The organism is Actinomadura luteofluorescens, assembly GCF_013409365.1.
GTDB lineage: Bacteria > Actinomycetota > Actinomycetes > Streptosporangiales > Streptosporangiaceae > Spirillospora > Spirillospora luteofluorescens.
In genome coordinates this window covers 7,610,415-7,635,140 of record NZ_JACCBA010000001.1, presented here as the reverse complement: position 1 = coordinate 7,635,140, position 24,726 = coordinate 7,610,415, and the positions used below count along the sequence as shown (strand labels likewise).

Annotated in this window: 25 protein-coding genes; 9 read left to right on the top strand and 16 right to left on the bottom strand. The window is 73.2% G+C overall.

Annotated elements, in window-relative coordinates; translation table 11 throughout:
* The first annotated feature begins 253 nt into the window (after window positions 1–253).
* The 3 genes from BJY14_RS35460 (at window position 254) to BJY14_RS35450 (ending at window position 5,343) form a co-directional block, all read left to right on the top strand.
* On the top strand, window positions 254–1,537 hold the full coding sequence (locus tag BJY14_RS35460) for an MFS transporter (RefSeq protein ID WP_179847587.1): 1,284 nt from the start codon (window positions 254–256) through the stop codon (window positions 1,535–1,537).
* Between the two features lie 130 nt (window positions 1,538–1,667).
* Entirely contained in the window at window positions 1,668–4,637 is a 2,970-nt protein-coding gene (locus BJY14_RS35455; RefSeq protein WP_179847586.1) for an ATP-binding protein, read from the top strand.
* A 130-nt stretch (window positions 4,638–4,767) separates the two neighbouring features.
* Window positions 4,768–5,343 (top strand): helix-turn-helix transcriptional regulator, encoded by a 576-nt coding sequence (locus BJY14_RS35450; protein ID WP_179847585.1) that lies wholly within the window; start codon window positions 4,768–4,770, stop codon window positions 5,341–5,343.
* Window positions 5,344–5,379: 36 nt separating this feature from the next.
* Here the strand turns inward: BJY14_RS35450 and BJY14_RS35445 are convergent, their stop codons facing one another.
* Both BJY14_RS35445 and BJY14_RS35440 read right to left on the bottom strand, forming a co-directional pair.
* Complete coding sequence (locus BJY14_RS35445) at window positions 5,380–5,703, bottom strand: histone-like nucleoid-structuring protein Lsr2 (RefSeq protein ID WP_179847584.1); 324 nt, start codon at window positions 5,701–5,703, stop codon at window positions 5,380–5,382.
* A gap of 346 nt (window positions 5,704–6,049) precedes the next feature.
* Window positions 6,050–7,345, bottom strand: coding sequence for an FAD-binding oxidoreductase (locus BJY14_RS35440; RefSeq protein WP_179847583.1), 1,296 nt, complete (start codon window positions 7,343–7,345; stop codon window positions 6,050–6,052).
* Window positions 7,346–7,425: 80 nt separating this feature from the next.
* On the opposite strand from BJY14_RS35440, the gene pdxR reads away from it, so the two are divergent.
* Window positions 7,426–8,874: a MocR-like pyridoxine biosynthesis transcription factor PdxR gene (pdxR, locus tag BJY14_RS35435; protein ID WP_179847582.1), complete on the top strand. Its 1,449-nt coding sequence runs from the start codon at window positions 7,426–7,428 to the stop codon at window positions 8,872–8,874.
* Here pdxR and BJY14_RS35430 read toward each other — a convergent pair.
* Window positions 8,843–8,989, bottom strand: coding sequence for an MFS transporter small subunit (locus tag BJY14_RS35430; RefSeq protein WP_179847581.1), 147 nt, complete (start codon window positions 8,987–8,989; stop codon window positions 8,843–8,845). The two genes, pdxR and BJY14_RS35430, sit on opposite strands and share 32 nt — an antisense overlap.
* A 22-nt stretch (window positions 8,990–9,011) precedes the next feature.
* Window positions 9,012–10,385: an OFA family MFS transporter gene (locus BJY14_RS35425; RefSeq protein ID WP_179847580.1), complete on the bottom strand. Its 1,374-nt coding sequence runs from the start codon at window positions 10,383–10,385 to the stop codon at window positions 9,012–9,014.
* A gap of 950 nt (window positions 10,386–11,335) precedes the next feature.
* Here BJY14_RS35425 and BJY14_RS35420 point away from each other — a divergent pair.
* Complete coding sequence (locus tag BJY14_RS35420; RefSeq protein WP_179849846.1) at window positions 11,336–11,926, top strand: TetR/AcrR family transcriptional regulator; 591 nt, start codon at window positions 11,336–11,338, stop codon at window positions 11,924–11,926.
* 5 nt (window positions 11,927–11,931) lie between these two features.
* On the opposite strand, the gene paaE is transcribed toward BJY14_RS35420, so the two are convergent.
* The 6 genes from paaE to BJY14_RS35390 all read right to left on the bottom strand — a co-directional run bounded on the left by paaE (window position 11,932) and on the right by BJY14_RS35390 (window position 16,302).
* Window positions 11,932–12,990, bottom strand: a complete 1,059-nt coding sequence (gene paaE / locus BJY14_RS35415; protein ID WP_312879561.1) for a 1,2-phenylacetyl-CoA epoxidase subunit PaaE — start codon at window positions 12,988–12,990, stop codon at window positions 11,932–11,934.
* Between the two features lie 2 nt (window positions 12,991–12,992).
* Window positions 12,993–13,496 (bottom strand): 1,2-phenylacetyl-CoA epoxidase subunit PaaD, encoded by a 504-nt coding sequence (gene paaD, locus BJY14_RS35410; RefSeq protein ID WP_179847578.1) that lies wholly within the window; start codon window positions 13,494–13,496, stop codon window positions 12,993–12,995.
* Entirely contained in the window at window positions 13,490–14,407 is a 918-nt protein-coding gene (gene paaC, locus BJY14_RS35405; protein WP_179847577.1) for a 1,2-phenylacetyl-CoA epoxidase subunit PaaC, read from the bottom strand. The genes paaD and paaC overlap by 7 nt, the downstream gene beginning before the upstream one ends.
* Before the next feature lie 8 nt (window positions 14,408–14,415).
* On the bottom strand, window positions 14,416–14,697 hold the full coding sequence (paaB, locus tag BJY14_RS35400) for a 1,2-phenylacetyl-CoA epoxidase subunit PaaB (RefSeq protein ID WP_179847576.1): 282 nt from the start codon (window positions 14,695–14,697) through the stop codon (window positions 14,416–14,418).
* Entirely contained in the window at window positions 14,694–15,662 is a 969-nt protein-coding gene (gene paaA / locus BJY14_RS35395; protein WP_179847575.1) for a 1,2-phenylacetyl-CoA epoxidase subunit PaaA, read from the bottom strand. Before paaA ends, paaB begins: the two co-directional genes overlap by 4 nt.
* A 130-nt stretch (window positions 15,663–15,792) precedes the next feature.
* Window positions 15,793–16,302: an Lrp/AsnC family transcriptional regulator gene (locus BJY14_RS35390; RefSeq protein WP_179847574.1), complete on the bottom strand. Its 510-nt coding sequence runs from the start codon at window positions 16,300–16,302 to the stop codon at window positions 15,793–15,795.
* 120 nt (window positions 16,303–16,422) lie between these two features.
* On the opposite strand from BJY14_RS35390, the gene pdhA reads away from it, so the two are divergent.
* From pdhA to BJY14_RS35375, 3 genes are read left to right on the top strand one after another with little or no spacing between them, the layout of a single operon-like run.
* Window positions 16,423–17,529, top strand: a complete 1,107-nt coding sequence (gene pdhA, locus BJY14_RS35385; protein WP_179847573.1) for a pyruvate dehydrogenase (acetyl-transferring) E1 component subunit alpha — start codon at window positions 16,423–16,425, stop codon at window positions 17,527–17,529.
* A 1-nt stretch (window position 17,530) separates the two neighbouring features.
* Window positions 17,531–18,547 carry an alpha-ketoacid dehydrogenase subunit beta gene (locus BJY14_RS35380; RefSeq protein ID WP_179847572.1) on the top strand — a complete coding sequence of 339 codons (1,017 nt, stop codon included), beginning with the start codon at window positions 17,531–17,533 and terminating at the stop codon, window positions 18,545–18,547.
* The gene (locus tag BJY14_RS35375) at window positions 18,544–19,902 is read left to right on the top strand and encodes a dihydrolipoamide acetyltransferase family protein (protein WP_179847571.1); all 1,359 of its coding nucleotides are present in this window, start codon (window positions 18,544–18,546) and stop codon (window positions 19,900–19,902) included. Before BJY14_RS35380 ends, BJY14_RS35375 begins: the two co-directional genes overlap by 4 nt.
* On the opposite strand, the gene pqqE is transcribed toward BJY14_RS35375, so the two are convergent.
* The 6 genes from pqqE to BJY14_RS35345 all read right to left on the bottom strand — a co-directional run bounded on the left by pqqE (window position 19,889) and on the right by BJY14_RS35345 (window position 24,136).
* Complete coding sequence (gene pqqE, locus BJY14_RS35370) at window positions 19,889–20,983, bottom strand: pyrroloquinoline quinone biosynthesis protein PqqE (protein ID WP_179847570.1); 1,095 nt, start codon at window positions 20,981–20,983, stop codon at window positions 19,889–19,891. The genes BJY14_RS35375 and pqqE overlap by 14 nt on opposite strands.
* The gene (gene pqqD / locus BJY14_RS35365) at window positions 20,980–21,255 is read right to left on the bottom strand and encodes a pyrroloquinoline quinone biosynthesis peptide chaperone PqqD (RefSeq protein ID WP_179847569.1); all 276 of its coding nucleotides are present in this window, start codon (window positions 21,253–21,255) and stop codon (window positions 20,980–20,982) included. Before pqqD ends, pqqE begins: the two co-directional genes overlap by 4 nt.
* Window positions 21,245–21,937, bottom strand: a complete 693-nt coding sequence (pqqC, locus tag BJY14_RS35360; RefSeq protein ID WP_179847568.1) for a pyrroloquinoline-quinone synthase PqqC — start codon at window positions 21,935–21,937, stop codon at window positions 21,245–21,247. The genes pqqD and pqqC overlap by 11 nt, the downstream gene beginning before the upstream one ends.
* On the bottom strand, window positions 21,934–22,818 hold the full coding sequence (gene pqqB / locus BJY14_RS35355; RefSeq protein ID WP_179847567.1) for a pyrroloquinoline quinone biosynthesis protein PqqB: 885 nt from the start codon (window positions 22,816–22,818) through the stop codon (window positions 21,934–21,936). The genes pqqC and pqqB overlap by 4 nt, the downstream gene beginning before the upstream one ends.
* A gap of 11 nt (window positions 22,819–22,829) precedes the next feature.
* Window positions 22,830–22,931 carry a pyrroloquinoline quinone precursor peptide PqqA gene (gene pqqA, locus BJY14_RS35350; protein ID WP_179847566.1) on the bottom strand — a complete coding sequence of 34 codons (102 nt, stop codon included), beginning with the start codon at window positions 22,929–22,931 and terminating at the stop codon, window positions 22,830–22,832.
* Between the two features lie 188 nt (window positions 22,932–23,119).
* Window positions 23,120–24,136: an SMP-30/gluconolactonase/LRE family protein gene (locus BJY14_RS35345; protein ID WP_179847565.1), complete on the bottom strand. Its 1,017-nt coding sequence runs from the start codon at window positions 24,134–24,136 to the stop codon at window positions 23,120–23,122.
* Window positions 24,137–24,239: 103 nt separating this feature from the next.
* Between BJY14_RS35345 and BJY14_RS35340 the strand changes: the two genes are divergently transcribed.
* On the top strand, window positions 24,240–24,692 hold the full coding sequence (locus BJY14_RS35340) for a MarR family winged helix-turn-helix transcriptional regulator (protein ID WP_179847564.1): 453 nt from the start codon (window positions 24,240–24,242) through the stop codon (window positions 24,690–24,692).
* Window positions 24,693–24,726 lie beyond the last annotated feature (34 nt).

Here is a 24,726-nt window from a genome sequence, read left to right as displayed (position 1 = left end):
AGATCAGGCGGGGCCGTAGAAACCGGATACGGCCCCGCCGGGGGCGGGGCACCGCCCGCCGGGACACGTTGGCCTCCACGAAACTGACAGTTGGTTGACAGTCCAACGATCCAATGGTCATGATGTTCACCGGACTCCTTTAATTGCCCCGCATATGATCAAAGAGACGTCCGAGCAAGGATTGCAAACGCTTCGAATCGGTGCGTTTGAGCTCCCGTTCACAGACGACGCGATGCGAGGGCCGTCAGCTCAAATGGAGATCTCCTATAAACGAGGATCCGCCCCTGCCCGCCCAGCGCCCGCCGACACCGTCCCCCGCCATTGGATCATCGCCTATTTCCTGGCGACGCTCGCCATGTGGGCCGGGCTGCTGGCCGCGGCGCAGATCCTGCTGCCCGCCCAGCTCGCGGCGCTCGACCCGTCCCGCCAGGTCTGGCACCTCGGCCTGATCACCGCCCTCGGCGCCGGCGCCGCCATCGTCTCCTCCCCCGTCGCCGGCGCCCTGTCGGACCGCACCGCCTCGCGCCTGGGGAGGCGGCGGCCCTGGGTGCTCGGCTCCGCCCTGGTCTGCTCCGCGGCCCTGTTCGCGCTGCCGTTCCAGACGTCGGTTGCCGGCGTCGGCGTGTGCTGGGTCCTCGTGCACGGCGCCGCGAACGCGATGTGCGCGGCCCTGTGCGCCGCCATCCCCGACCGCGTCCCGGTGGCCCGGCGCGGCCTGGTCTCCGGCATCGCGGGGCTCGCGATGCCGGTCGGGCTCGTCGTCGGGACGATGCTCGTCTCGGCGATCCCCACCTGGGCCGGTTACGCGCTCATGGGCGGGCTGACGATCACGCTGGCCCTCCCGTACGTCCTGCTCCAGGAGCACTCGCCCGGCCTTGACGGACGGCTTGACGGGCCCGCGCTCCCGGTCTCCGGACCGCGCCCCCCGCGCCGGTCGCCCAAGGCCTTCGCGGCCGGCCTGTACGTCAGCCCGCGGCGCCATCCCGACTTCGCCTGGACGCTGTCAGGGCGGTTCCTCACCCAGCTGTCGATCTCCCTCGCCACGCTGTACCTGCTCTACTTCCTGCGCGACGAGGTGCGCGTGGACGATCCCGCCGGGGGCGTGGCGCTGCTCAGCCTGCTCTACACGGCGGGGGTCGTCGCCGCGAGCCTCATCGCAGGGCGCCGATCCGACCGCACGGGACGGCGCAAACCGTTCGTCATCGTCGCCTCCCTCCTCATGGCCGGGTCGCTGACCTGCATGGCGCTGGTCCCCCTCTGGCCCGCGGCGCTGGCGTCGGCGGCCGTCCTCGGCGCCGGGCACGGCGCCTACCTCGCCATCGACCAGGCCCTGGTCACCGAGGTGCTGCCCCGCGACCGGGACCGTGCCAAGGACCTCGGCCTCATCACCGCGGCGGGCAGCGGCGCGGTCGCCGTGGCCCCGCTCGTGGCCGCCGGGACGCTGCTCGCGGGCGGCTTCTCCGCGCTCTTCACGGCCGGCGCCGGCCTCGCCGTCGCCGGCGGCCTGGCCATCCGGCCGGTCAGATCCGTCCGCTGACCTCGTCCGCCGAGACCGCTCACCGATCGAGGGCAGGTGTCCCATCGTCGAAACGAGACAGGACGCGAGCCGCCCGGCACCGGCGTTCAGGGTGCTGGGCCGGCTTTCGGTGAGCGCCGGGGGGACCGACGTGCCGCCGCCGCGGTCCCACGTCCTGCAGGGGCTGCTCGGAGCGCTGCTGCTGGCCCAGGGCGAGCCCCTGCGGACCGAGCGGCTCACGCGGCTGGTGTGGGCCGACCGCGCCGAGATGACGAGCCGGGAGTCGGTGCACGTCGGGATCTCCCGGCTGCGCAAGTGGCTCCGGCAGCTCGGCGGCGGGCCGTCGATCGACTACGAGGACGGCTACCGCCTGGCGGTCCCCGGCGACGATCTCGACCTGCACCGCTTCCGTGCGCTGATCGAACGGGCCCGCGCGGTGGAGGACCCGGAGCGGCGCGCCGCCGTGCTCGTGTCCGCCCTGCGGCTGCGGCGCGGGCCCGTCCTCACGGGGATGGAGTACCTCGACCGCGCCGACGTCCTGCTGCGCTCGGTCGAGCAGCACGTGCGCGAGGCGGTGATGGACCTGGCCACCGCGGCCCAGCACGTCGGCGACCCCGAGCCCGCGATCGCCGCCGTGCGCGCCCTCGCCGGCGACCTGCCCTTCGACGAGCCGCTGCACGCGGCCCTCATCGACCTGCTCGCCGCCGGCGGGCAGCCCGCCGAGGCGCTGAACGTCTACCGGCGGCTCGGCGAGCGGCTCGCCGACGAGCTCGGCGTCGAGCCGAGCAGCCAGGTCCAGGACGCCTACCTGCGCGTCCTCGACCGCGACCGGCCGTTCGCCGCCCTGCCGGAGCCGGACGCCGTCTCCCGTGCCGCCGTCCCGGTCCCGGCGCAGCTGCCGCCCGGCATCCCCGACTTCACCGGCCGCTCCGACGAGGCGGCGCTCATCGCCGAGAGCCTGACGCGCCCGGCGAACGGGCGGGCCCGGACGGTGGCGGTCACCACGATCGCGGGCATGGGCGGCATCGGCAAGACGGCCCTCGCCGTGCACGTGGCGCACCTGCTGACCGACGCGTTCCCCGACGGCCAGCTCTACGCGAACCTGAACGGCGACGCCGACACCCGGCCCGAGCCCTCGGAGGTCCTCGACCGGTTCCTGCGCGCGCTCGGGGTGAGCGGCTCGGGCGTCCCGCCGGCCCCGGCGGAGCGCGCCGCCCTGTTCCGCAGCCGGGTCGCCGGGCGCAGGGTGCTCCTCGTCCTCGACGGGGCCCTGAACGAGGAGCAGGTGCGGCCCCTGTTACCGGGCTCCCCCGGCACGGCCGTGCTCGTCACCAGCCGCAACCGCCTCACCGGGCTGGAGGGCGCGACGCTGCTGGACCTGGAGGTCCTGTCGCCGCCGCAGGCCGTCGACCTGCTCACCCGCGTCATCGGCCCGCGCCGCGTCGCGGCCGAGCCCGAGGGCGCGGTGGAGATCGTGCGGCTGTGCGGGCACATCCCGCTGGCCGTCCGCATCGCCGCGGGGCGGCTGGCCGGGCGCCCGAACTGGACCCTGGCCCACCTCGCCGAGGTGCTGCGCGACGAGCGCGGCCGGCTGGACGAGCTGTCGGTCGGCGACCTGGCGGTCCGGGCGAGCTTCCGGATGAGCTACCGGCCGCTGCCGCCCGCGACCCGGCGGGCGTTCCGGATGATCGGGCTGCTGGACGCCCCGGACTTCACCCTGTGGACGGTCGCCGCGCTCCTCGGCGTCCCGCTGAACGAGGCGCGCCCGCACCTGGAGCGGCTCATCGACGCCCAGCTCGTCAACGTGGCCGGCACCGACGCCACCGGCGGACTGCGGCACCGCATGCACGAGCTCATCCGGCTGTACGCGCGCGAGTGCGCGGAGGCGGAGGACGCCCCCCGCCAGCGCACCGCCGCCCTCGCCCGGGCCCTCGGGGCCTGGCTGTGGCTCGCCGAGAACGCGGCCGAGCGCATCCCCGGCCCGGCCTACGCCTCCATGCACGGGACCGCGCCGCGCTGGCCCCTCTCCCCCGCCACCGCCGCGCGCCTGCTCGCCGACCCGCTCCAGTGGTTCGCCGCCGAACTGCCGGCGCTGACGGCCGCGGCCCGGCAGGCGTGCGACCTCAAGCTCGACGAGCTGGCCTGGGACCTCGCCGCCTCCCTGGAGAAGTTCTGCGACATCCGGGGGGCCTACGACGACTGGAGGCACACCCACGAGCGGGCGCTGCGGCTCTGCCGGGCGGCGCGCAACAAGCGGGGCGAGGCCGTCCTGCTGCGGGGGCTCCTGGAGGTCATCACCTGGACGTCGGAGGGCCGGACCAAGCCCGCGATGGTGGTGATGCGGGAGACGGCGGAACGGCTCCTGCGGCTGTTCACCGAGCTGGGCGACGACCGCGGCATGGCCGACGCCCTCATCCAGATCAGCTGGGGCCTGGTCGCCCAGGGCGCCAAGGAGGAGGCCCTCGCCACGGCGACGCGGGCCCTGCGGCTCGCCGAGCCGTCCGGCTACCTGGGCGGGCAGGCGCGGGCGCTCCAGGTCCAGGCGGTGGCGCACGGCGAGGAGGACCCGCTGCGCGCCCTGCCCTGCCTGGAACGCGCCCTGGAGATCGCCGAGCGGCTCGGCAACCCCCGGCTCAAGGCCACGGTCGTCCAGTTCCTCGGGGTGGGCCACGCCTTCGCGGGCGACCTCGGCACCGGGCAGGACATGCTCAACCGGTCGATCACGATGGCCCGCGAGCTGGACGACCGCTACCTGGAGACGTTCTCCCTCGTCTACCTCGCGAGGCTGTTCACCGCGATCGGGGACGTGCGGGCCAGGCCCACCGCCGACCTCGCCCTCGCCTACAGCCGGGCGGGCAACTTCGGGCACCACCTCGCCGACGCCCTCGCCGTCCTCGGCGAGCTGAACCTGGCCGCGGGCGACACCGCCGCCGCCGTCGGCTGCCTGGAGGAGTCCGTGGACGTCTGGCGCACCCGGGGCTGGCTCCCGTTCCTCGCGCGGACGCTGCGCCGGCTGGGCGACGCCTACGCCGCCGCGGGCGACCACGACGCCGCGGCGGCCGTGCGGGCGGAGGCCGACGACCTGACGGGAAAAGTTTCCCATCAAACCAGTAGGCAATAACGACAAATGCCGCGCGGCGCCGGTTAGCGTCCGGTAAGGGCCGCGGTTATAGCGTCGAAGACGCATTGCACCCCCGCCCGCAGGCAATGCCGAAGTTGGTGATACGCACACCGATCGAACGAGGGTACGCATGCACCTTTCGGTACATGATCAAAAGCAGGTCGTACATCTGCTCGCGACGGCCCGGCACGAGATCCTCTCGCTCGTCCCGGCATGGCCGGCCCCACTGCGGAACGCCTACCTGCGCCGCCGCACCACCACCCGCCCCCGCTCCCGCATCGTCGTCTCCCGCTCCTGCCGCCTCCAGGCGGCCACCGGGCAGGGACCGTCCGAGATCCGGCTCGGCGGCACCCTGCCGGCCTTCCTCCTCGTGGTCGACCGCCGCACCGCCCTGGTCAGGCGCAACGGCCCCTACCTCGCTCCCGCGATCGTCCAGCCCGCCGAGATCGACCGGCTGGTCGCCCTCTTCGAGAGCCACTGGGAGCAGGCGTTCCCCATCGCCCCCGTCCAGGCGCGGCCGATGAGCGAACTCCAGCTCAACGTCCTACGCAAACTGGCCGCGGGCATGACCGACCAGGCGGCCGCCAACGCCCTGAAGATCTCGCCGCGCACCGTCCAGCGCCAGGTGCACGACGCGATGCAGCAACTCGGCGCGCGCAGCCGCCTGGAACTCGGCATCTGCCTGGCCGCGACCGACCTGGTCTGACCCGGCACCCGCCCCGGCGCCTCCCTGAGCGCCGGGTCAGTGCGCGGACTCGAACTTCTGGATCACGTCGGCGGGAATGCGCCCGCGGTCGTTGACCGGAATCCCCGCCGACCTCGCCCACCGGCGGATCTCGGCGCTGCGCTCGCGGCTGCCCGCCGTGCGCGCGGCGCCCCTCGCCGCGACCCGGCGCGCCTTGCGCGCGTGCTCCCGGTAAGGCTCGATGACCTTGCGCAGTTTGGCGGCGTTCTTCTTGTTCAGGTCGATCTCATAGGACTTACCGTCCAGCGAGAACGACACGGTTTCCACCGCATCCCCGCCGCTGATGTCGTCGACCAGGTGAACCTTGACCTGCTGCGCCATGAATTGCCTTCCCCCTCGTACGGTGACGAATGACGGTCCCGCGTTCATACTAGGCCGCCGGGCAACAGGCCAGGTCACCGAAACTGCAATTCGAACCCTCCCTTGGGGTATTTATTGCAGCGGTGTGTCTATTGCAGCGCCCTCCTCCTTCGGGCCCGGAGGGCCCTCCGTCGTCGGGCACCGCGGGCGATCGCTGGCATCGCTCCGGCTCGCCTGGCGGCTCGCTGCGCGATCAGATTCTTGCTTCGCTCGAATCTGCCTTCGGACGCGATCGCAACCATTGAGGTTGTCGCGGGGTCGCGGTGCGGGCCGAGGCCGGTGCGCGGGCAGGTTCCGGTTACAGGTCTCAGCGATTGGCGGGGAAGTTACTGCGGAAGGTGTTGTGCGGGTCGTGGCGGGTCTTGATACGGCGGAGGCGGGTCAGCGCCTCCGGAGTGAATGCGTTCGCGGCGGTCTCGTCGGGGTTGAGGAAGGTGAAGGGCTTGCGGCCGCTGATAGGGAGCGCGTCGGCGAAGGCGCTCTGCTTTCCCGCGACTGCATCGGCGGTCGCCGGGGTGGTCGGGATGCCGAACATGTACAGCGCGTACGGCTCGGTTAGCGGGCCGTGCGGACTGTCGGACCGGCGAGCGAAAGCGCCCTCCAGATGGCGAATCTGCACGCTCAGCAATGGGGCTATGGGATCGGCCAGCAGGGCCTTGGCCGCGCCGTCGTCCAGATCCGTGAGCAGTTCGGCCCGCGAGAGGCCGGCGCCGGGGTCGGTGGGCTCGGCCGTGATGGCGCCCAGCTCGGAGACCGGCATGGTCGCCCTGCCGTCGGACAGCGGCCGGGCGAGCCGGTCCAGGGGATGCAGCAGGTCGCACGCCTCGTCCGCCGTGCCCAGATGGGTGACGTCCACCGCGACCATCGGATCGGCGCCGGGGAAGTGCAGCAGGTCCAGCCAGACGGTCAGTTCGTCCGGGGCGGCGGCGGTGATCTGCCGGTAGGCGTCCATCACCTCGGGCGCGTGCTCGGCCGTCCACAGCATCCGCCCGCCGTACAGGTGCGGCGCCGGGTGCAGCGCCAGGTCGAGCGACGTCACAACGGCGACGTCGCCGCCCCCGCCGCGCAGCGCCCAGAACAGCTCGGGGTCGGTGTCCGCGTCAACGCGCCTGCGGCGTCCCTCGCCGTCGACGACCTCGAAGGCGGTCACGCTGTCGGCGACCCACCCGTGAGCGCGGCCGAACCAGCTCAGCCCGCCGCCGAGCGCGACCCCGGCGACGCTGACCACGGGCGAGCTCCCGGGCAGCCCGGTCATGCCGTGCGGCGCGGCCGCCGCCTGGAGCCGTCCCGACGCGACGCCGGCGCCGACCCGGGCCCGGCGCGCCACCGGGTCGACCTCCAGGCCGTCCAGCCGCCGGGTCCGCAGCAGGATCGCGCCCCCGGTGCGGCCCGTCGCGCCGTGCCCGTTGGGCTGCGTGGCGACCCCCACCCCGGCGGAACGGGCGTAGCGGACGAGCGCGGCGACGTCATCGGCGTCGGCGGCCTCGACGACCGCCTCCACCGGCTGCTCCACGGCCAGGTTCCAGGGCCGCCGAGCGGCGTCGAAACCGGCGTCGCCGGGCAGCAGCACCCGACCGCGGACAGCGGCACGCAAGTCGTTCATCATTCCTCCGAAGCAGCAGGTAGATCAGGCTCTGCACCTGAATCTAGAGGTGGAAGAGACCGGCGGTATGGTGCAATCCGATGACGGAAACCTGGGTCAATCTCGCGGCGCGGATCGGCGCCGACCTCCACCTGGACCTGCCGGACGTCGGCGGGCGCCGGGCGGCGCTGACGCGCGCGCTGCGCGAGGCGGTCCGCTCCGGGCGGCTGGCCCCGGGAACCCGGCTGCCGCCCTACCGCTCGCTGGCCGCCGACCTGGGCCTGGCCCGCAATACCGTCGCCGACGCCTACGCGGAACTCGTCGCCGAGGGCTGGCTGACCGCCCGGCAGGGCTCCGGGACGCGTGTCGCGCTGGGCGCGCAGCAGCCGCCCCCGGCACGTTCCACGCCGCGTCCCAGCGCGGACCCCTCACCCCGAACGGTGCACGACCTGCGGCAGGGCCAGCCGGACGCCGCGTCCTTTCCGCGCGCCGCCTGGCTGGCGTCGGCACGCCGGGCGGTCACCGCGGCGCCGAGTGAGGCCTTCGGGCCCGGCGACCCGCGCGGGCGTCCCGAACTGCGCCGCGCGCTCGCCGCGTACCTGGCCCGCACGCGCGGCGTGCGGACCGACGCCGACCACATCGTGGTCTGCTCCGGCTTCGCGCACGCCCTGCGCCTCCTGTTCGGCGGCGGGGTGCTGCACGGTCCCCTGGCGGTCGAGGGATACGGCCTGCCCTTTCACCGGGCCCTTCTGAAGCAGACCAGTACGCGCACCCGTCCGCTCACCGTCGACGGCGACGGAGCCCGGATCGACGAGCTTTCCAAAACCGACCGCACCGTACTGCTGACGCCCGCGCACCAGTTCCCCACGGGTGATCCGCTGCATTCACGCAGGCGCACGTCAGTCGTGGAATGGGCCACCGCATCGGACGGGCTCATCATCGAAGACGACTACGACGGCGAATTCCGCTACGACCGCCAGCCGGTGGGCGCCGTGCAGGGCCTGGCCCCCGACCGGGTCCTGTACATCGGGTCCGCCAGCAAGAGCCTGTCCCCCGCCATCCGGCTCGGCTGGATGGTCCTGCCCGACCACCTGGTGGACGACGTCCTCACGGCCAAGGGCGAACGCGAGGCCTGGGCGGGCGTGACCGACCAGCTGACCCTTGCCGACTTCCTCGACTCCGGCTCCTACGACCGCCACGTCCGCCGCATGCGCCAGCGCTACCGCGCCCGCCGCGACCGCTTCGTCACCGCACTGGCCGAGCACGCGCCCCACGTCCACACGACGGGGATCGCCGCCGGCCTGCACGCCGTCCTGCGCCTACCGCCCGGCACCGAGCCCGCCACCCTGCAAGCCGCGACCCGCGCGGGAGTGGCGGTCGACGCCCTGTCGACGTTCCGCCACCCCGCCGCACGCCTCCCACCCCAGGACGGCCTGGTGGTCGGCTACGCGACACCCCCGAACCACGCCTTCGAGGCGGCGGTGCAAGCACTCGTAGGGGTCCTCCAGCAGCCCGAGGTCAGCCGCCGAAGAGGGGCAGGATCGCCCTGACCGTCTCCACCACGCCGTAGATCAGCGGGACGCCGACGATGGACCAGGAGACGACGAGACGCGGCACGGCCCTGTCGGGGGCCGCGGACGGGCTCTCGTCCGGCGTTGACGCCATGGCGCTCCTCCTTCGCTGTGGATCAGGTGGCGGGGCTGGGGTCGGTCACGCGGGGTCCGGCGTCCGCCACGTGGTGCCGCTCCGCCACCGGGCGGATGAGCAGGTTCGCGGCGAAGCCGACGGCGAGGACGCCGACCATGGTGAACAGGGCGGGCCGGTAGTCGGAGGCCACCAGCGCGCCCGGCTCGCCGCGGGCGTCCAGGAACCGGTTCACGATCAGCGGCCCGGCGATGCCCGCCGCCGACCAGGCGGTCAGCAGGCGGCCGTGGATGGCGCCGACCTGGTAGGTGCCGAACAGGTCGCGCAGGTAGGCGGGGACGGTGGCGAACCCGCCGCCGTAGAAGGAGATGATCAGCGCGGCAAGGGCGACGAAGAACGCCGTGGAGGCGTCCCCGAAGAGCGCGAGCAGGACGTAGGCGGCCATGCCGACGCCGAGGTAGCCCACGTAGGTGGGTTTGCGGCCGATGAAGTCCGAGGTCGAGGACCAGGCGAACCGCCCCGCCATGTTGAACATCGACAGGAGCCCGACGAACCCGGCGGCCTCGGTCGCCGACACCGAGGTCGAGCCGCCGGAGCGGAAGAAGTCGCCGATCATGGGGCCGGCCTGCTCCAGGATCCCGATCCCGGCGGTGACGTTGCAGAACAGCACCGTCCACAGCAGCCAGAACTGCGGCGTCCTGATCGCCGACGCCGCCGAGACGCCGCGCGGCGCGGCGGCCCGTTCCGCCGCGGGGGCGGACCCTGCGGGCCGCCATCCCGGCGGCGGGACCCGCACGGTGAACACGCCGAGCATCATCACCAGGAAGTAGGCGACGCCCAGCGTGACGAACAGCAGGGCGACGGCGGACCCGGACGCGGGGTCGCCGTCCGGGTCGTACAGCGCGAGCAGCCGTCGCGACAGCGGCGAGGCCACCAGCGCGCCCCCGCCGAAGCCCATGATGGCCATGCCGGTCGCCAGGCCGGGCCGGTCGGGAAACCATTTGATCAAGGTCGAGACCGGCGAGATGTACCCGATGCCGAGGCCGATGCCGCCGATGAACCCGTAGCCGAGGTAGACCAGCCACAGCTGTCCGGCGGCGATGCCAAGGGCCCCGACCAGGAAGCCCGACGCCCAGAAGCAGGCGGCGGTGAACATCGCCCGGCGCGGCCCGACGCGGTCGACCCACGTCCCCATCACGGCCGCCGACGCGCCGAGCATCACGATCGCGATGGAGAAGACGACGCCGACCGCGGTGAGGCTGGCGTCGAAATGCGCGACGAGCGAGGTCTTGTAGACGCTGGTGGCGTACGCCTGCCCGATGCAGAGGTGCACGGCGAGCGCGGCGGGTGGAATCAGCCAGCGGTTGTAGCCCGGTTCAGCGACGGTGTGCCGCAGGTCGAGGAAGGAGAGCGCCACAGCGGGCCTCCGGTTCGGGAGCGTATCCGGACAGGTACTGCACCCCCGACACCGACGACCATAAACACAAACGTGCTACATGAACACCCCTCCACACCACCAACCTGTCAACCAACCCCCGCCACAAGCCCCAAACCCCCGACCACCCCCCACCCACCTGCAAGAATCCAAACCCCCGAACCACCCCGAAGATCGCCCGCAGCACCCACACGACGAAGTCCCCCAAGCCCCCGGAAGGCCACCCCAAGCAAAGCAAGAACCCGACCGAGCACCGAGCCGAAGCGAGCCACCGATCATGTACCGACTCACCGACACCTGCCCACCCACCGCAACCCACCACTCCAACAACCTCAGCCAACACAGCAACCCCGCAGCAACCTGAGGGCCCGCGATCGCGTCCGAAGGCAGACTTCGAGCGAAGCAAGAACCTGATCGCGCAGCGAGCCGCAAGGCGAGCCGGAGCGATGCCAGCGATCGCCCGCAGTACTCGACGATGGAGGGCCCCCAGGGCCCGAAGGAGGAGAGCTCTGCAATAAACACAGCCACCCACTACTGCAACGACCTCAGCCGACACAGCACCACGCGACAACCTGGGGACCGCGATCGCGTCCGAAGGCAGGTTCGAGCGAAGCAAGAACCTGATCGCGCAGCGAGCCGCAAGGCGAGCCGGAGCGATGCCAGCGATCGCCCGCAGTACTCGACGATGGAGGGCCCCCAGGGCCCGAAGGAGGAGAGCTCTGCAATAAACACAGCCACCCACTACTGCAACGACCTCAGCCGACACAGCACCACGCGACAACCTGGGGACCGCGATCGCGTCCGAAGGCAGGTTCGAGCGAAGCAAGAACCTGATCGCGCAGCGAGCCGCCAGGCGAGACGGAGCGATGCCAGCGATCGCCCGTTTTTTAGACGATGGAGGGCCGCCAGGCCCGAAGGAGGAGAAAAAACAAATGAAAAGAGGCAGGCCGGGGTATGACCAGGCGACGGTTTTGCGGCGGGCCATTGAGCTCTTCAATCGGCGGGGTTACGAGGGGACCAGTATGGGGGACCTCGCGGAGGAACTCGGGTTCAGTAAGTCGGCGATTTACCATCATGTGCCGAGCAAGTCGTATCTGTTGGCGCTGGCTCTCGATGAGGCGCTCGATGAGTTGACGGCGGTGATCCGTGAGGCGCAGGAGGGGGTGGGGGGTAGTGCGTATGAGCGGCTGCGATCGGTGGTGCGGGAGAGCGTGCGGGTGCTGGTGGCGCACCAGCCGGCGGTGACGCTGCTGCTGCGGGTGCGGGGCAACAGTGAGGTGGAGCTTGCGGCGTTGCGGCGGCGGCGGTGGATCGACGCGCGGCTGGCGGAGCTGGTGCGCGCGGCGGCCGCGGAGGGGGCGGTGCGCGGTGATGTGCCGCCGGAGTTGGTGAGCCGGCTCCTGTTCGGCATGGTGAATTCGCTGGTGGAGTGGTACCGGCCGGGTGGTGAGGTGAGCGCCGACGACCTGTCCGAAGCCATCACCGCGATCGCGTTCGACGGGCTGGCGGCGCCGCCGGCCTGACGGGGTCAGGAGTCGAAGTCGACGGTGACGGCGGCGGTGACGGGGTGGGATTGGCAGGTGAGCACGAATCCGGCGGCGACTTCGGAGGGTTCCAGGGCGTAGTTGCGGACCATGTCGACTTCGCCTTCGGTGACGCGGGCGCGGCAGGTGCCGCAGACGCCGCCTTTGCAGGCGAACGGCAGGTCGGCGCGGGTGGCCTGGGCAGCGTCGAGGATGCGCTGGTCGCGCGGCATCGGGGAGGTGCTGGACCGGCCGTCCAGGACGACGGTGACATCGCTGGTCTCGCCGGTGGCGGCGGGGGCGTCGCGCCGTACTTCGGGGGGCGGTTCGTCGACGTAGAACAGCTCGACGTGCACCTTGTCGCGGGGGACGCCGAATTCGGCGAGGACGTCGCGGGCGCCGGTGACCATGGGGAGGGGGCCGCACAGCCAGACGTGGTCGATGTCGTCGACGGGGGTGACGGCGCTCAGCAGGCGGCGCAGGCGGCCGGCGTCGAGGCGGCCGGAGAACAGTTCGACGTCGCGGGGTTCGCGGCTGAGGACGTGGACGAGCTGGAACCGGGGGCCGTAGCGGTTCTTGAGGTCGCCGAGCTCTTCGGCGAACATCACGGTCCCGCTCGTGCGGTTGCCGTAGAGCAGCCGCACCTCGGTGCCGGGGTTGGCGAGGACGGTGGCGGCGATCGAGATCATCGGGGTGATGCCGGAGCCCGCGGCGATCAGCAGGTGGCGTCCGGGTTCGGCGGGGTCGGCCCGCAGGCTGCCGGACGGGACCTGGACGTCGATCTCGGTGCCCGGGCGGACCTCCCGGACGAGCCAGGAGGAGAACAGGCCTTCGGGGATCTCGCGGACGCCGATGCGGGGGCGGGCGCCGGCCGGGGCGCAGATGGAGTAGGACCGGCGGTGCTCCCGCCCGTCGATGGTCCTGCGCAGCGTGAGGCTCTGGCCGGCGGCGAACGCGTAGTCGGCGGCGAGTTCGGGCGGGACGTCGAAGGTCACCGCCGCGGAGTCGTCGGTGAGCCGGTCGACGGCGGCGACCTTCAGTGGGTGGAACGTCGCTGGCGCCACCGCTAGATCTCCTTCACGTGTTCGAACGGCTCGAGGCAGCCGGTGCAGCGGTACAGCGCCTTGCAGGAGGTGGAGCCGAACTCCGAGGTCAGTTCGACCGACGCGGATCCGCATCGGGGGCAGCGCAGGCTCCGGCGGGTGGGCGCCAGGGTGAGCGCGACGGGCCCGGCGGGCGCGGGGGCGGGGCCGGGCGGTGAGATCCCGGCGGCGGCGAGGGCGGCCCGGCCGCGCTCGCTGATCCAGTCGCTGGACCAGGGCGGGGACAGTTCGATCTCGACGCGCACGTCGGCGTATCCGGCGTCGGTGAGCCGGTGGACGAGGTCGTCGCGCATGGTGGCGAGCGCGGGGCAGCCCGAGTACGTCGGGGTGATCGCGACGGTGACGGCGGAGCCGTGCTCCTCGACGCGGCGCAGCACGCCGAGGTCGTCCAGGGTCAGCATCGGCATTTCCGGGTCCCGGACGGACGCGGCGACGGCGCGGGCGGTGCCGGGCACGGCGGTCACCACCGTCCCAGCGGGTGGGCGCGGGCGACGACCTGCGTCTCGGCGAGCATGCGGCTCAGCGCTTCGGTGTGGACGCCGTCGCGTCCGCCGCGCCCGCCGAGCAGCCCGGTCTGCGGCACTTCGGGACGTTCGACGCCGCTCGCGGTGAAGACCTGCGCGAGCACGGCAGCTGCGTCGTCGGCGGTCGATGCCGGGTCGACGGCGACGCCCGCTTCGGCGAGCGCCCGCTCCACCGGGTGGGTGCGGAACAGTTCGTCGTGGTGGCGCCACACTTCGTCGAGCCCGGCGAGGACGCGGCGGCGCGACTCCTCGGTGCCCTGGGCGAGGGTGAGGAACCAGCGGCCCGCGAAGTCGCGGTGGTAGGCCAGTTCCTTGACGCCCTTGGCGGCGACGGCGGCGAGGACGGCGTCGCGGCTGCCGGTGAGCCGCTCGAACAGCGCCAGCCGGGCGGTCGCGAACACCAGGACGCGGGCCATGGTGTGCCCGAAGTCGCCGTTGGGCAGTTCGGCGAGGCGCACGTTGCGGTAGGCGTCCGCGTCCCGGAAGAAGGCGAGCGCGTCCTCGGCGGGGACCGGCGAGCCCTCCGGCAGCGCCGGGACGATGGACGGGTCGGCGGTGGCGGCGCGGGCGAGCAGGAGCCGCGCCTGGCCGAGCAGGTCCAGCGCGATGTTGGCGAGGGCGATGTCCTCTTCCAGGTCGGGCGCGTTGCCGCACCATTCGGAGAGCCGGTGCGACAGGACGAGGGCGTCGTCGGCGAGCATCAGGCAGTACGTCGCGAGGGCGTGCGGGTCGACGCCGTCCGGGACGGTCGTGTCGACGCCGGCCAGCGGGTCTTCGAAGTCGGTGCCGAACGCCCACTGGGAGCTGTCGCCGTCCAGGAGCCCGTCGTACACCGAGCCGTGCTGACTTTCCATGGCGGCCTTCACATGTGGGGGACGTTCTCGGGGATGTCGTAGAACGTCGGGTGCCGGTAGACCTTGTCGCCGCTGGGGGCGAAGAGCGGGTCCTTCTCGTCCGGGCTGGAGGCGGTGATGGCGTCCGACCGCACCACCCAGATGCTGACGCCCTCGTTGCGGCGCGTGTACACGTCGCGCGCGTGCCGGACGGCCATCTCGTCGTCGGGGGCGTGCAGCGACCCGACGTGCACGTGGTTGAGGCCGCGCTTGCCGCGCACGAACACCTCGTAGAGGGGCCATTCGCTCATGCTCCGGCTCCTTCCTCGCTTCGGGCCGCCTGCTTGCGCGCGAAGGCGGTGGCGGCTTCGCGGACCCAGGCGCCGTCCTCGTGGGCGCGGCGGCGGTGCGCCAGCCGCTGGGCGTTGCAGGGGCCCTCGCCCTTGATGACGGCGGACAGCTCCGACCAGTCGGGCTCGCCGAAGTCGTGGGCCTGGCGTTCCTCGTTCCAGCGCAGGTCGGGGTCGGGGAGTGTGACGCCGAGGGCCTCGGCCTGCGGGACGGTCATGTCGACGAAGCGCTGGCGCAGTTCGTCGTTGCTGTTGCGTTTGATGCCCCAGGCCATGGACCGCTCGGAGTTCGGCGAGTTCGCGTCGGGCGGGCCGAACATCATCAGCGAGGGCCACCAGAACCGGTCCACCGACTCCTGCACCATGCGGCGCTGCTCGCCGGTGCCGCGCATCATCGTCATCAGCAGCTCGTAGCCCTGCCGCTGGTGGAACGACTCCTCCTTGCAGATGCGGATCATCGCGCGGCCGTAGGGGCCGTAGGACGTCCGGCACAGCGGGACCTGGTTGCAGATCGCCGCGCCGTCCACCAGCCATCCGATCGTGCCGACGTCGGCGTAGGAGAGCGTGGGGTAGTTGAAGATCGAGGAGTACTTCTGCCGGCCGGTGAGGAGCATCTCGGTCAGCTCGGCGCGGGACACGCCGAGGGTCTCGCACGCCGAGTACAGGTAGAGCCCGTGCCCGGCCTCGTCCTGGACCTTGGCCAGCAGGATCGCCTTGCGGCGCAGCGAGGGGGCGCGGGTGATCCAGTTGCCCTCCGGCTGCATCCCGATGATCTCGGAGTGGGCGTGCTGGGCGATCTGCCGGACCAGCGTCCTGCGGTAGGCGTCGGGCATCCAGTCGCGCGGCTCGATCCGGTCGTGGCGCGCGATCGTCGCCTCGAAATGCTCAGCGGGCGCCGGCTGGGGCGCGGCCTGCGGCGTCGTCATGGGCTCCTCCCGCCGGGGTCCCGGCTGGACTCGGTCTATTTACTGACCGATCGGTCTGTATTCAGGGTGACACAGGCCGCGCGAGCGTGCAAGAAGGGCGGAACGCCCTGCCCACGGGCGCGCCGGGGCCTCAGTCGTCCCACGTCTCCCACTGCGCTCCCCTGCCCCGCGCCTCGTCGAAGACCAGCCAGGTGCGGGTCGCCCGGACGCCGGGGATGTCCTGGATGCGCTCCAGCACGACGTGCCGGAGCTCCTCGTTGTCCGGGGCCCTGACCAGGGCCAGGACGTCGTAGTCACCGCCGACCATCGCGAAGTGCTCGACGTAGGGGGTGTCCTGGAGCCGGGCGGAGACCGAGCGCCAGGAGTTCTGCTCGATCGTGACCGAGACGTACGCGCTGGTGCCGAGGCCGGCCTTGTGCGGGGCGAGCTCGGCGGTGAATCCGGTGATGACGCCCTCGTCCATGAGACGGGTGAGCCGCGCGTAGGCGTTGGCGCGCGAGACGTGCACGCGCTCGGCCAGCGCCCGCACCGAGAGCCGCCCGTCGCGCAGCAGCTCGGCGATGATCGCGCGGTCCACGGCGTCCAGCCGTGCGGCAGAACGTCCGGGCCGGACGCCCTCGCCGCCTGCGTCCGATGACATTTGGCGCCCCCAATGCCGCTGAACGAGCTATTTGTCGCTCATTGTGCCCGATGTCTTGAGCAGATCGTCGTCCGAGCGGACGATCGAACCGACAACCGTCCACGGGAAGGGAGCGGCGCCATGTCCGTACGGACACCTCATCAGGAGGTCGAGGGCCTTCTCCCCTCCGCCGTCCCGGTGCGCTTCGTCGCCGAGGACGGGACGGACGCCGGCGCGCCGGCCGAATACGCGGCGCCGGAGGACGCGGCGCTGGTCGAGGCCTACCGCCGGATGGTGCTCGGCCGCCGGTTCGACCGGCAGGCCACCGCGCTGACCAGGCAGGGCCGGCTGGCGGTCTACCCGTCCAGCCGCGGGCAGGAGGCCTGCCAGATCGCCGGGGTGCTCGCGCTGCGCGAGAACGACTGGCTGTTCCCCACGTACCGCGACTCGGTGGCGCTCGTCGCGCGCGGGATGGACCCCGTCGAGGTCCTCACGCTGCTGCGCGGCGGCTGGCACTGCGGCTACGACCCGGCCGCCACGCGCGTCGCGCCCCAGTGCACGCCGCTGGCCACCCAGACGATCCACGCCGTCGGCATGGCCGAGGCCCTGCGCCGCAAGGGCGAGGACGGCGTGGTGATGGCGTTCGTCGGCGACGGCGGGACCAGCGAGGGCGACTTCCACGAGGCGCTCAACTACGCCGGGGTCCTGCGCGCGCCCGTGGTCTTCTTCGTCCAGAACAACAAGTACGCGATCTCGGTGCCGCTGGCCAAGCAGACCGCCGCGCCCGCGCTGGCCTACAAGGGGGTCGGGTACGGCGTCCGGTCCGAGCAGGTCGACGGCAACGACCTCGTCGCGGTGCTGTCGGTCCTGACCGCCGCCGTCGAGCACGCCCGCTCCGGCGGCGGCCCGTACCTGGTCGAGGCGCACACCTACCGCATGGACTCCCACACCAACGCCGACGACGCCTCCCGGTACCGCGAGGACGAGGAGGTCGCGCGGTGGGAGGCGGCCGACCCCCTCGCGCGGCTGGAGACCCACCTGCGCGGCCGCGGCCTGCTCTCGGAGGAGGACGTCGCGTCCGCGCGGGAGGCCGCCGAGGAGTACGCGGCGCGCCTGCGCGACCGGATGGCCGCCGACCCGGAGGCCGACCCGTTCGAGCTGTTCGACCACGTCTTCGCCGAACCCACGCCCCAGCTGCGCGAGCAGCGCGCCCTGCTGGCGTCCGAGATGCTCCCCGGGGAGGACTGACATGGCCGCGACGACGATGGCGCAGGCGCTGAACGCCGCGCTGCGGGACGCGCTGGCCGAGGACGAGCGGGTGCTGGTCTTCGGCGAGGACGTGGGGCCGCTCGGCGGGGTCTTCCGCATCACCGACGGGCTGACCCGCGACTTCGGCGAGGACCGCTGCTTCGACACCCCGCTCGCCGAGGCGGGGATCGTCGGCCTGGCCGTGGGCATGGCGATGGGCGGCTTCCGCCCCGTGGTGGAGATGCAGTTCGACGCCTTCGCCTACCCGGCCTTCGAGCAGATCGCCTCGCACGTGGCCAAGTTCCGCAACCGCACCCGCGGCCGCCTGTCGCTGCCGATGGTGATCCGCATCCCCTACGCGGGCGGCATCGGCGGCGTCGAGCACCACTGCGACTCCAGCGAGGCCTACTACGCGCACACGCCGGGCCTGAAGGTCGTCACGCCCGCCACCGCCGACGACGCGTACTGGCTGCTGCGCGACGCCGTCACCGACCCGGACCCGGTCATCTTCATGGAGCCCAAGCGGCTGTACTGGGCCAAGGGCGACATCACCCGCGAGAACCGGCGCGCCGCCGGGTTCGGGCGGGCCGTGGTGCGCCGCGAGGGGCGGGACGCGACGCTCGTCGCCTACGGGCCGAGCGTCCCGGTGGCGCTGGAGGCCGCCGAGGCCGCCGCGCGGGAGGGACGCGACCTGGAGGTGGTGGACCTGCGCACCATCGTCCCGTTCGACGACGGGACGGTGGCCGCCTCGGTGCGCAAGACGGGCCGCTGCGTGGTCGTCCAGGAGGCGCAGGGCTTCGCGGGCGTCGGCGCGGAGATCGCGGCCCGCGTGCAGGAGCGCTGCTTCCACTCGCTGGCCGCGCCCGTGCTGCGCGTCTCCGGGTTCGACATCCCCTACCCGCCGCCGAAGCTGGAGCACTCGCACCTGCCGGACGCCGACCGCGTCCTGGACGCCGTCGACCGGCTCCAGTTCGACGACGTCCCCGACGTCCTGCACCTGGACAGGGAGGCCTCGTGACCGCCGCCACCCGGCAGGTGTTCCGCCTGCCCGACCTCGGCGAGGGCCTGACCGAGGCCGAGATCGTCGAATGGAAGGTCGCCGCGGGCGACACCGTCGAGGTCGACCAGGTCGTGGTGGAGGTCGAGACCGCCAAGGCGGCCGTGGAGGTGCCCGTCCCCTACGCGGGGACCGTCCTGCGGCTGCACGCGGAGGCGGGCGCGGTCCTCGCGGTCGGCGAGCCGCTCATCGAGGTCGGCCCCGCGGAGTCGGCGGCCGCTCCGGACGTGCGGCCCGTCCCGGACGCGCATCCGGACGCGGCCCGCTACCGCGAGGAGGAGCAGGCCGGGTCCGGCAACGTCCTGATCGGCTACGGCACCGGGCACGGGCCGGGCCGGCGCGGACGGCGCCGCGCGGGCGGCCCGAAGGCCCCGGCGGCGGCCCCCGCTCCAGTGGCGGCCGCTCCGGTGGCGCCCGCGCCGGAGCCCCGCCGCGCGGGCGCCCCGCGCGTGATCTCTCCGCTGGTCCGCAGGATCGCGCGCGAGCACGGCCTCGACCTCGCCGCCGTCGCCGCCACCGGCCCGCGCGGCGTGATCCTGCGCCGCGACGTCGAGCAGGCCATCGCCACCACCGGCACGCCCGCCGAGACTCCCGCCGAGACGCCGGTGCCCGCCGCCCGTCCGATGCCCGAGCGGATCCCGCTGCGGGGGATCCGCCGAGCGGTGGCCGACAAGCTCACCCGCAGCCGCAGCGAGATCCCGGACGCGACGACCTGGGTCGACGCCGACGCCACCGCCCTCGTCGAGGCCAAGGACGCGCTCCGGCGGACCCGGCCCGAACTCGGCGTCGGGCTGCTGGCCCTGCTGGCCCGCGTCTGCGTGGCCGCTCTGCGGGAGTTCCCCGAGCTGAACTCCTCGGTCGACGCCGACCGGCAGGAGATCGTCCGGTACGGGCACGTCAACCTCGGCTTCGCCGCGCAGACCGACCGCGGCCTGGTCGTGCCCGTGGTGCGGGACGCGCACCTGATGACGACCGCGCAGATCGCCGCGGAGCTGGCCAGGCTCACCGGCCTCGCGCGCTCGGGCGGGCTGCCGCCGGAGGCGCTGACCGGCGGCACGTTCACCCTCAACAACTACGGCGTGTTCGGCGTGGACGGCTCCACCCCGATCATCAACCATCCCGAGGCGGCGCTGCTCGGCGTGGGCCGCGTCATCGACCGTCCCTGGGTCGTGGACGGCGCGGTCGTGCCGCGCAAGATGACCCAGCTCTCGCTGACGTTCGACCACCGGGTCTGCGACGGCGGCGCGGCGGGCGGGTTCCTGCGGTTCGTGGCCGACTGCGTGGAGAACCCCGCCGTCCTGCTCACGAATCTGTGACGGCGGGCGGCGGACGCCGGTAGGCGAAGTCGCCCCCGGGCCCGTCGCCGGCGGCGTCGGCCAGGTCGCGCACCAGGTGGTGGTCGGGTGAGAGCGAGCAGGCGGGGTCGGTGCGGGCGGCGTCCCCGGTGAGGGCGTGCGCCTGGCAGCGGCAGCCGCCGAAGTCGGTGTCGCGGCGGGGGCATTCCCGGCACGGGCCGGTCATCCAGCCGGTCCCCCGATAGGCGTTGAAGGCGGGCGAGTCCGCCCAGATCCACCCCAGCGGGTGGTCGCGGACGTTCGGCGGTTCCAGGTCCGGCAGGGCGTACGCGGCCGGGCACGGCAGCGCGGTGCCGTCCGGGCCGACCGTGATGGAACGCGCGCCCCATCCGCCCATGCAGGGTTTCGGGACGCCCTCGTAGTAGTCCGGCAGCACCCAGACGATCTCGGGGCCGGGCCGTTTCCGCCGCTCGGCGACGACGGCCCTGGCCCGGTCGAGCTGGTCGCGCGCGGGCAGCAGCGCCGCGCGGTTGCGCAGCGCCCACCCGTAGAACTGGGTGTTGGCCAGCTCGATCCGGTCGGCGCCCCAGGCGGCCGCGAGGTCGAGGATCTCGGGGAGGCGGTCGAGGTTGTGCCGGTGCAGGACGACGTTCAGCCCGAACGGGAGCCCGGCGGCGGCGATGACCCCGGCGGCGCGTTCCTTGGCCCGGAAGGACGTCCGCCCGGCGATGAGGTCGGACGGCACCCGGCGCGCGTCCTGGACGGAGAGCTGCACGCCGTCCAGCCCGGCGCGGACCAGGCCGTCCAGGCGGGGCGCGGTCAGGCCGAGACCGCTCGTGACGAGCTGGGTGTGCACGCCCGCGCGGTGCGCGGCCCGGGTGATCTCCGGGAGGTCGCGGCGCAGCAGCGGCTCGCCGCCGGACAGGTGCGCGTGGACGACCCCGATGCCGGCCGCCTCGGCGAAGACGCGGGCCCAGTCGGCGGTGCCGAGTTCGGCGTCCCGCCGGACGAGTTCGAGGGGGTTGGAGCAGTAGGGGCAGTGCAGCGGGCAGGCGTGGGTGAGCTCGGCGAGGAGGGCCCAGGGGGCGGGCGCACCGGTCATCGCAGCCATCCTTCCGCCCGCACGCGGTCGAGGAACTCGGGGACGTCGTCGGCCAGCGGCGCGTCCGGGAAGCTCTCCCCCAGCGCGGCGATGATGTCCGCGACCGTCCGGCGGCCGTCGCAGAGCCGCAGGACGCTTCCGCCGGTCGCGCTGAGCCGCACCGCCCGCTCGGGCATGAGCAGCAGGTCGGCGCCGCGGACCGCGTCGTGCCTGAGGACGACGGAGCGCGCGAGGGCGGGCCGCCACTCCCCCTCCGCCCCGTCAGCCGGCATCGGAGGGCTCCTCTGCGGCGGACGCGTGCTCGACCGCGTCCAGCAGCGACCAGAGGACGTCGCACTTGAAGGCGAGCGCGGCCAGCACCCTCTCCTCGTCGCCGGGAGTACGCGCCCATTGCCGGACGAGGGCGAGCGCCTCGGCGGAGTCGCGACGCCCCTGCGACACCCGCGCGCGGAAGTAGCGCAGCCCCTCGGGCTCGACCCAGGGGTAGTGGCGCTCCCAGGCGTCGATCCTGGTCGCCATCAGCTCGGGCGCGAACAGCTCGGTCAGCGAGGACGCGACGGCCTCCAGGCGCGTGCCGTCGCGGCAGAAGCCCACGTAGGCGTCGACCGCGAACCGCACGCCCGGCAGGACGCCCTCGCCCGACAGCAGCGCCGACCGGTCCAGGCCGGCGGCCTCTCCGAGGCGCAGCCACCGCTCGATCCCGCCGTCCTCCCCGGGACGGCCGTCGTGGTCGTGGATGCGGCGGATCCAGCTCCGCCGCAGGTCGCGGCTGCCGAGCTTGGCGAGGACGTACGCGTCCTTCACGGGGATGCCGCGCTGGTAGTGGAACCGGTTGAGCACCCAGCGGCGCAGCTCGGCCGGGGAGAGCAGGCCCTCGTGCATGCGGACGTTGAACGGGTGCCGGTGGTGGTAGCGCTCGGCCGCGAGCGCGCGCAGCCGGTCTTCGAGGTTCACAGGTCGATCACCGCGCCCTCCGCGGCGACCTCGATGCCGAGGGCGGCCAGCGCGCGGTGCCCGTCCGCGTTCGGGTCGACCAGCGGGTTGGTGTTGTTCAGGTGGGTGTAGAGGCGGTGCGCGGCGGGCAGCTCGGCGAACGGCCCGCGCGTGGCGGTGATGGGCAGGTGCCCCATTCCCGTGGCGGTCCGGTCGGAGCAGCCGGAGCGCCGGGGCTCCTCGTCGTCCCAGAAGGTGCCGTCGAGGAACACGCAGTCCGCCCCGGTCAGCGCGTCGTCGAGCGAGGAGGGCCAGGCGGCCAGGCAGGGCGCGTAGGCGACGGTCCCGCCGTCCCGGCGGTCGGTGACGCGCAGCGCCGCCGACCACGCGTCGCCGGGGGCGTCGAGGTCCGCGGCGTAGCGGGGCCGCTTCCCCGAGACGCGGACGGCCCGCACCTCCAGCGTGCCGAAGACGGCGGGCTCCCCCTCCGCGAGCTCCGACCACGTGACGCCCGCATAGGGGGCGAGGACGTCGTCCAGGCGGAGGCCGCGGGAGAGGGCGTGCCGAACCGCGGCGGTGGCGAAGATGTGCAGGCTCGGCGCCTCCCGCAGAACGGGCAGCCCGAGGACGTGGTCGAGCTCGGCGTCGGTGAGGGCCACGCCCGCCACCGGGCTGCGCCGCGACCCCGGGTCCGGGCGCAGCTCGGCGGCGGCCTCGATCTGGGCGGCGACGTCGGGCGTCGCGTTGACCAGGAGCCACCGCCCGCCGCCGGCCTCGACCGCGACGCAGGCGTGCCGGCGGCGCAGCGCGGGGCGGGCGCGGGCGGCGGCGCACCCGGTGCATCCGCAGTTCCACTGGGGAACGCCGCCGCCCGCCGCGGTGCCGAGAATCCGCAACCGCATAGGAGCCGATCTCAGCTTTCGGCGGTGAAATACGCCGTGACCTCCAGCGAGGTCTCGATGATCTCGTAGTCGGGCCTGACCCAGAGGGCCGCCCGGTCCTGGGAGCCGGTCATGGCCTCTCCTTTCGCTCGATGACGAACCGTCCGAGGCGATCACCCGGAAATGATTGAAGCACGTTTATCCGGCTTTTTCCAGAAAGCCAGTTCGGCTCGAAGAACCTCCCGCGGCTCGGCAGAGTTTCACGTTTCCGAGCCAATGATGAATGGCGTTCACCTATAGAGGTAATGGCCGAGCTCAGCCGTCAGAGGCCCCGGACGGCGGCGACGGTGAAGGGGATCTCCGGGATGCCGTCGCCGAGCGGGCCGCCCTTGTCGAACTGCGAGCGGACCACGTAGAGCGTCCCGTGGCGGCGGACGAGCGTCGTCGGGACCTGGAGGGACGGGTCCGCCAGCGTGCGCTCGAGGCGGGCGCGCGTCCCGTCGGGCGCGACTCGCCAGCGGGTGAGGGCGTTGTCGACGTTGTCGGCCGTCCAGAGGCGCCCGTCCTGGAGTTCCAGACCGTCCGCGTTGCGCATGTCACCGCCGCTCAGAGCGACCTTGCGGATGGCGCCGGTGGCGAGGTCCAGCCTGTAGAGGTCGCCGCCGAGCATGTCGTCGGTCAGCAGGAACCGTCCGGTGGGGTCGGCGACGATCCCGTTGAGCGTGAAGTCGGCCGGCTCGTGCGGTTCGAGGACGTCGCTCAGGTCGAACCGGAGCGTGAGCGTCCCCGTCCCGCCCCGGGCCGCCTCCAGGTCCCGCGGCGTGACCTGGTAGACGACGGCGCGGGAGCTGTCCGTCAGGTAGACGCCGCCGTCGGGGGCGACGGCGAGGTCGTTGACGAACCGGGCGCCGTCGCCGGGGACGGCGAAACGCGCCAGCAGGGCGCGGCTGCGGGCGTCGTAGACCGCCACGCCGGACGAGGAGTCGATCACCCACAGCCGCCCGGCCCGGTCGGTCTTGAGCCCGTTGGCGGTGTGGCGGCCGTCGGCGCCGGCGGGCAGGAACACCTCGGCCGTGCGGCGGCCCGGACGCATGCGGTAGACCGTGCCGTCCTTAAAGGACCCGGCGTACATCGTGCCGGTGCGCGGATCCGCGGCGATGCCCTCGGGATACACGCGGTCGCCCGGCAGCACGTAGGCCGTGGAGATCCGCGACGCGGCCGCCGGGGCCGCGGCGGCGCGCGCGCCGGCCGCCAGGGACGCGGGCGCCGCGGAAACGGTGAGGGCGGCGACGGCGAGGCCCGCCACGGCCGCCGCGGTGGAGCGCTGGATGCGCGACATGACATCTCCGTTCGAGTTACATCATTAGTACGCGCACATACGATAGTTAGAACCCTAATACTCGTCAACAGACTTCTCCCCGCAGGCTCGCTACCATGCGGGAATGACCTCGTTGCCCGCCTCTGAGCGCCTCGGCTCGCACCTCAAGCGCGCCGAGCAGGCGCTCAACGGCGCCAAGCAGGCGGCGCTGAAGCCGAGCGGGCTCACGGTCCCGCAGTACGCGGCCCTGCTGCACCTCGACGACAACCCGGGCATGTCGGCCGCCGCGCTGGCCCGCAAGTGCGCGGTCACCCCGCCGACGATGAACACCGTCCTGAAGAACCTCCAGGAGCGCGGGCTGATCGAGCGCACCCCGCACGAGTGGCACCGCAACATCCTGGAGACGCGGATCACCGCCGAGGGCGCGGCCGTCCTGGAGAGCGCCGACGCCCGCGCGGTCAGGGTCGAGCGCGGGCTCGCCGCCGAGTTCACCGACGCCGAGCGGCAGACGCTGATCGATCTGCTGGGCCGGTGCGTCGGCTTCCTGGAAGCCGCCCGGTCCGCGCCCGGCGGCTGAGACACTCCCTACGGAACGGGACGAACGCCGCGAG

Coding starts and splice junctions, on each gene's coding strand:
- BJY14_RS35460 (WP_179847587.1), top strand. CDS start 254: ATGGAGATCTCCTATAAACGAGGATCCGCCCCTGCCCGCCCAGCGCCC.
- BJY14_RS35450 (WP_179847585.1), top strand. CDS start 4,768: ATGCACCTTTCGGTACATGATCAAAAGCAGGTCGTACATCTGCTCGCG.
- BJY14_RS35445 (WP_179847584.1), bottom strand. CDS start 5,703: ATGGCGCAGCAGGTCAAGGTTCACCTGGTCGACGACATCAGCGGCGGG.
- BJY14_RS35440 (WP_179847583.1), bottom strand. CDS start 7,345: ATGAACGACTTGCGTGCCGCTGTCCGCGGTCGGGTGCTGCTGCCCGGC.
- pdxR (WP_179847582.1), top strand. CDS start 7,426: ATGACGGAAACCTGGGTCAATCTCGCGGCGCGGATCGGCGCCGACCTC.
- BJY14_RS35430 (WP_179847581.1), bottom strand. CDS start 8,989: ATGGCGTCAACGCCGGACGAGAGCCCGTCCGCGGCCCCCGACAGGGCC.
- BJY14_RS35420 (WP_179849846.1), top strand. CDS start 11,336: ATGAAAAGAGGCAGGCCGGGGTATGACCAGGCGACGGTTTTGCGGCGG.
- paaC (WP_179847577.1), bottom strand. CDS start 14,407: ATGGAAAGTCAGCACGGCTCGGTGTACGACGGGCTCCTGGACGGCGAC.
- paaB (WP_179847576.1), bottom strand. CDS start 14,697: ATGAGCGAATGGCCCCTCTACGAGGTGTTCGTGCGCGGCAAGCGCGGC.
- paaA (WP_179847575.1), bottom strand. CDS start 15,662: ATGACGACGCCGCAGGCCGCGCCCCAGCCGGCGCCCGCTGAGCATTTC.
- BJY14_RS35390 (WP_179847574.1), bottom strand. CDS start 16,302: ATGTCATCGGACGCAGGCGGCGAGGGCGTCCGGCCCGGACGTTCTGCC.
- pdhA (WP_179847573.1), top strand. CDS start 16,423: ATGTCCGTACGGACACCTCATCAGGAGGTCGAGGGCCTTCTCCCCTCC.
- BJY14_RS35380 (WP_179847572.1), top strand. CDS start 17,531: ATGGCCGCGACGACGATGGCGCAGGCGCTGAACGCCGCGCTGCGGGAC.
- pqqE (WP_179847570.1), bottom strand. CDS start 20,983: ATGACCGGTGCGCCCGCCCCCTGGGCCCTCCTCGCCGAGCTCACCCAC.
- pqqD (WP_179847569.1), bottom strand. CDS start 21,255: ATGCCGGCTGACGGGGCGGAGGGGGAGTGGCGGCCCGCCCTCGCGCGC.
- pqqB (WP_179847567.1), bottom strand. CDS start 22,818: ATGCGGTTGCGGATTCTCGGCACCGCGGCGGGCGGCGGCGTTCCCCAG.
- pqqA (WP_179847566.1), bottom strand. CDS start 22,931: ATGACCGGCTCCCAGGACCGGGCGGCCCTCTGGGTCAGGCCCGACTAC.
- BJY14_RS35345 (WP_179847565.1), bottom strand. CDS start 24,136: ATGTCGCGCATCCAGCGCTCCACCGCGGCGGCCGTGGCGGGCCTCGCC.
- BJY14_RS35340 (WP_179847564.1), top strand. CDS start 24,240: ATGACCTCGTTGCCCGCCTCTGAGCGCCTCGGCTCGCACCTCAAGCGC.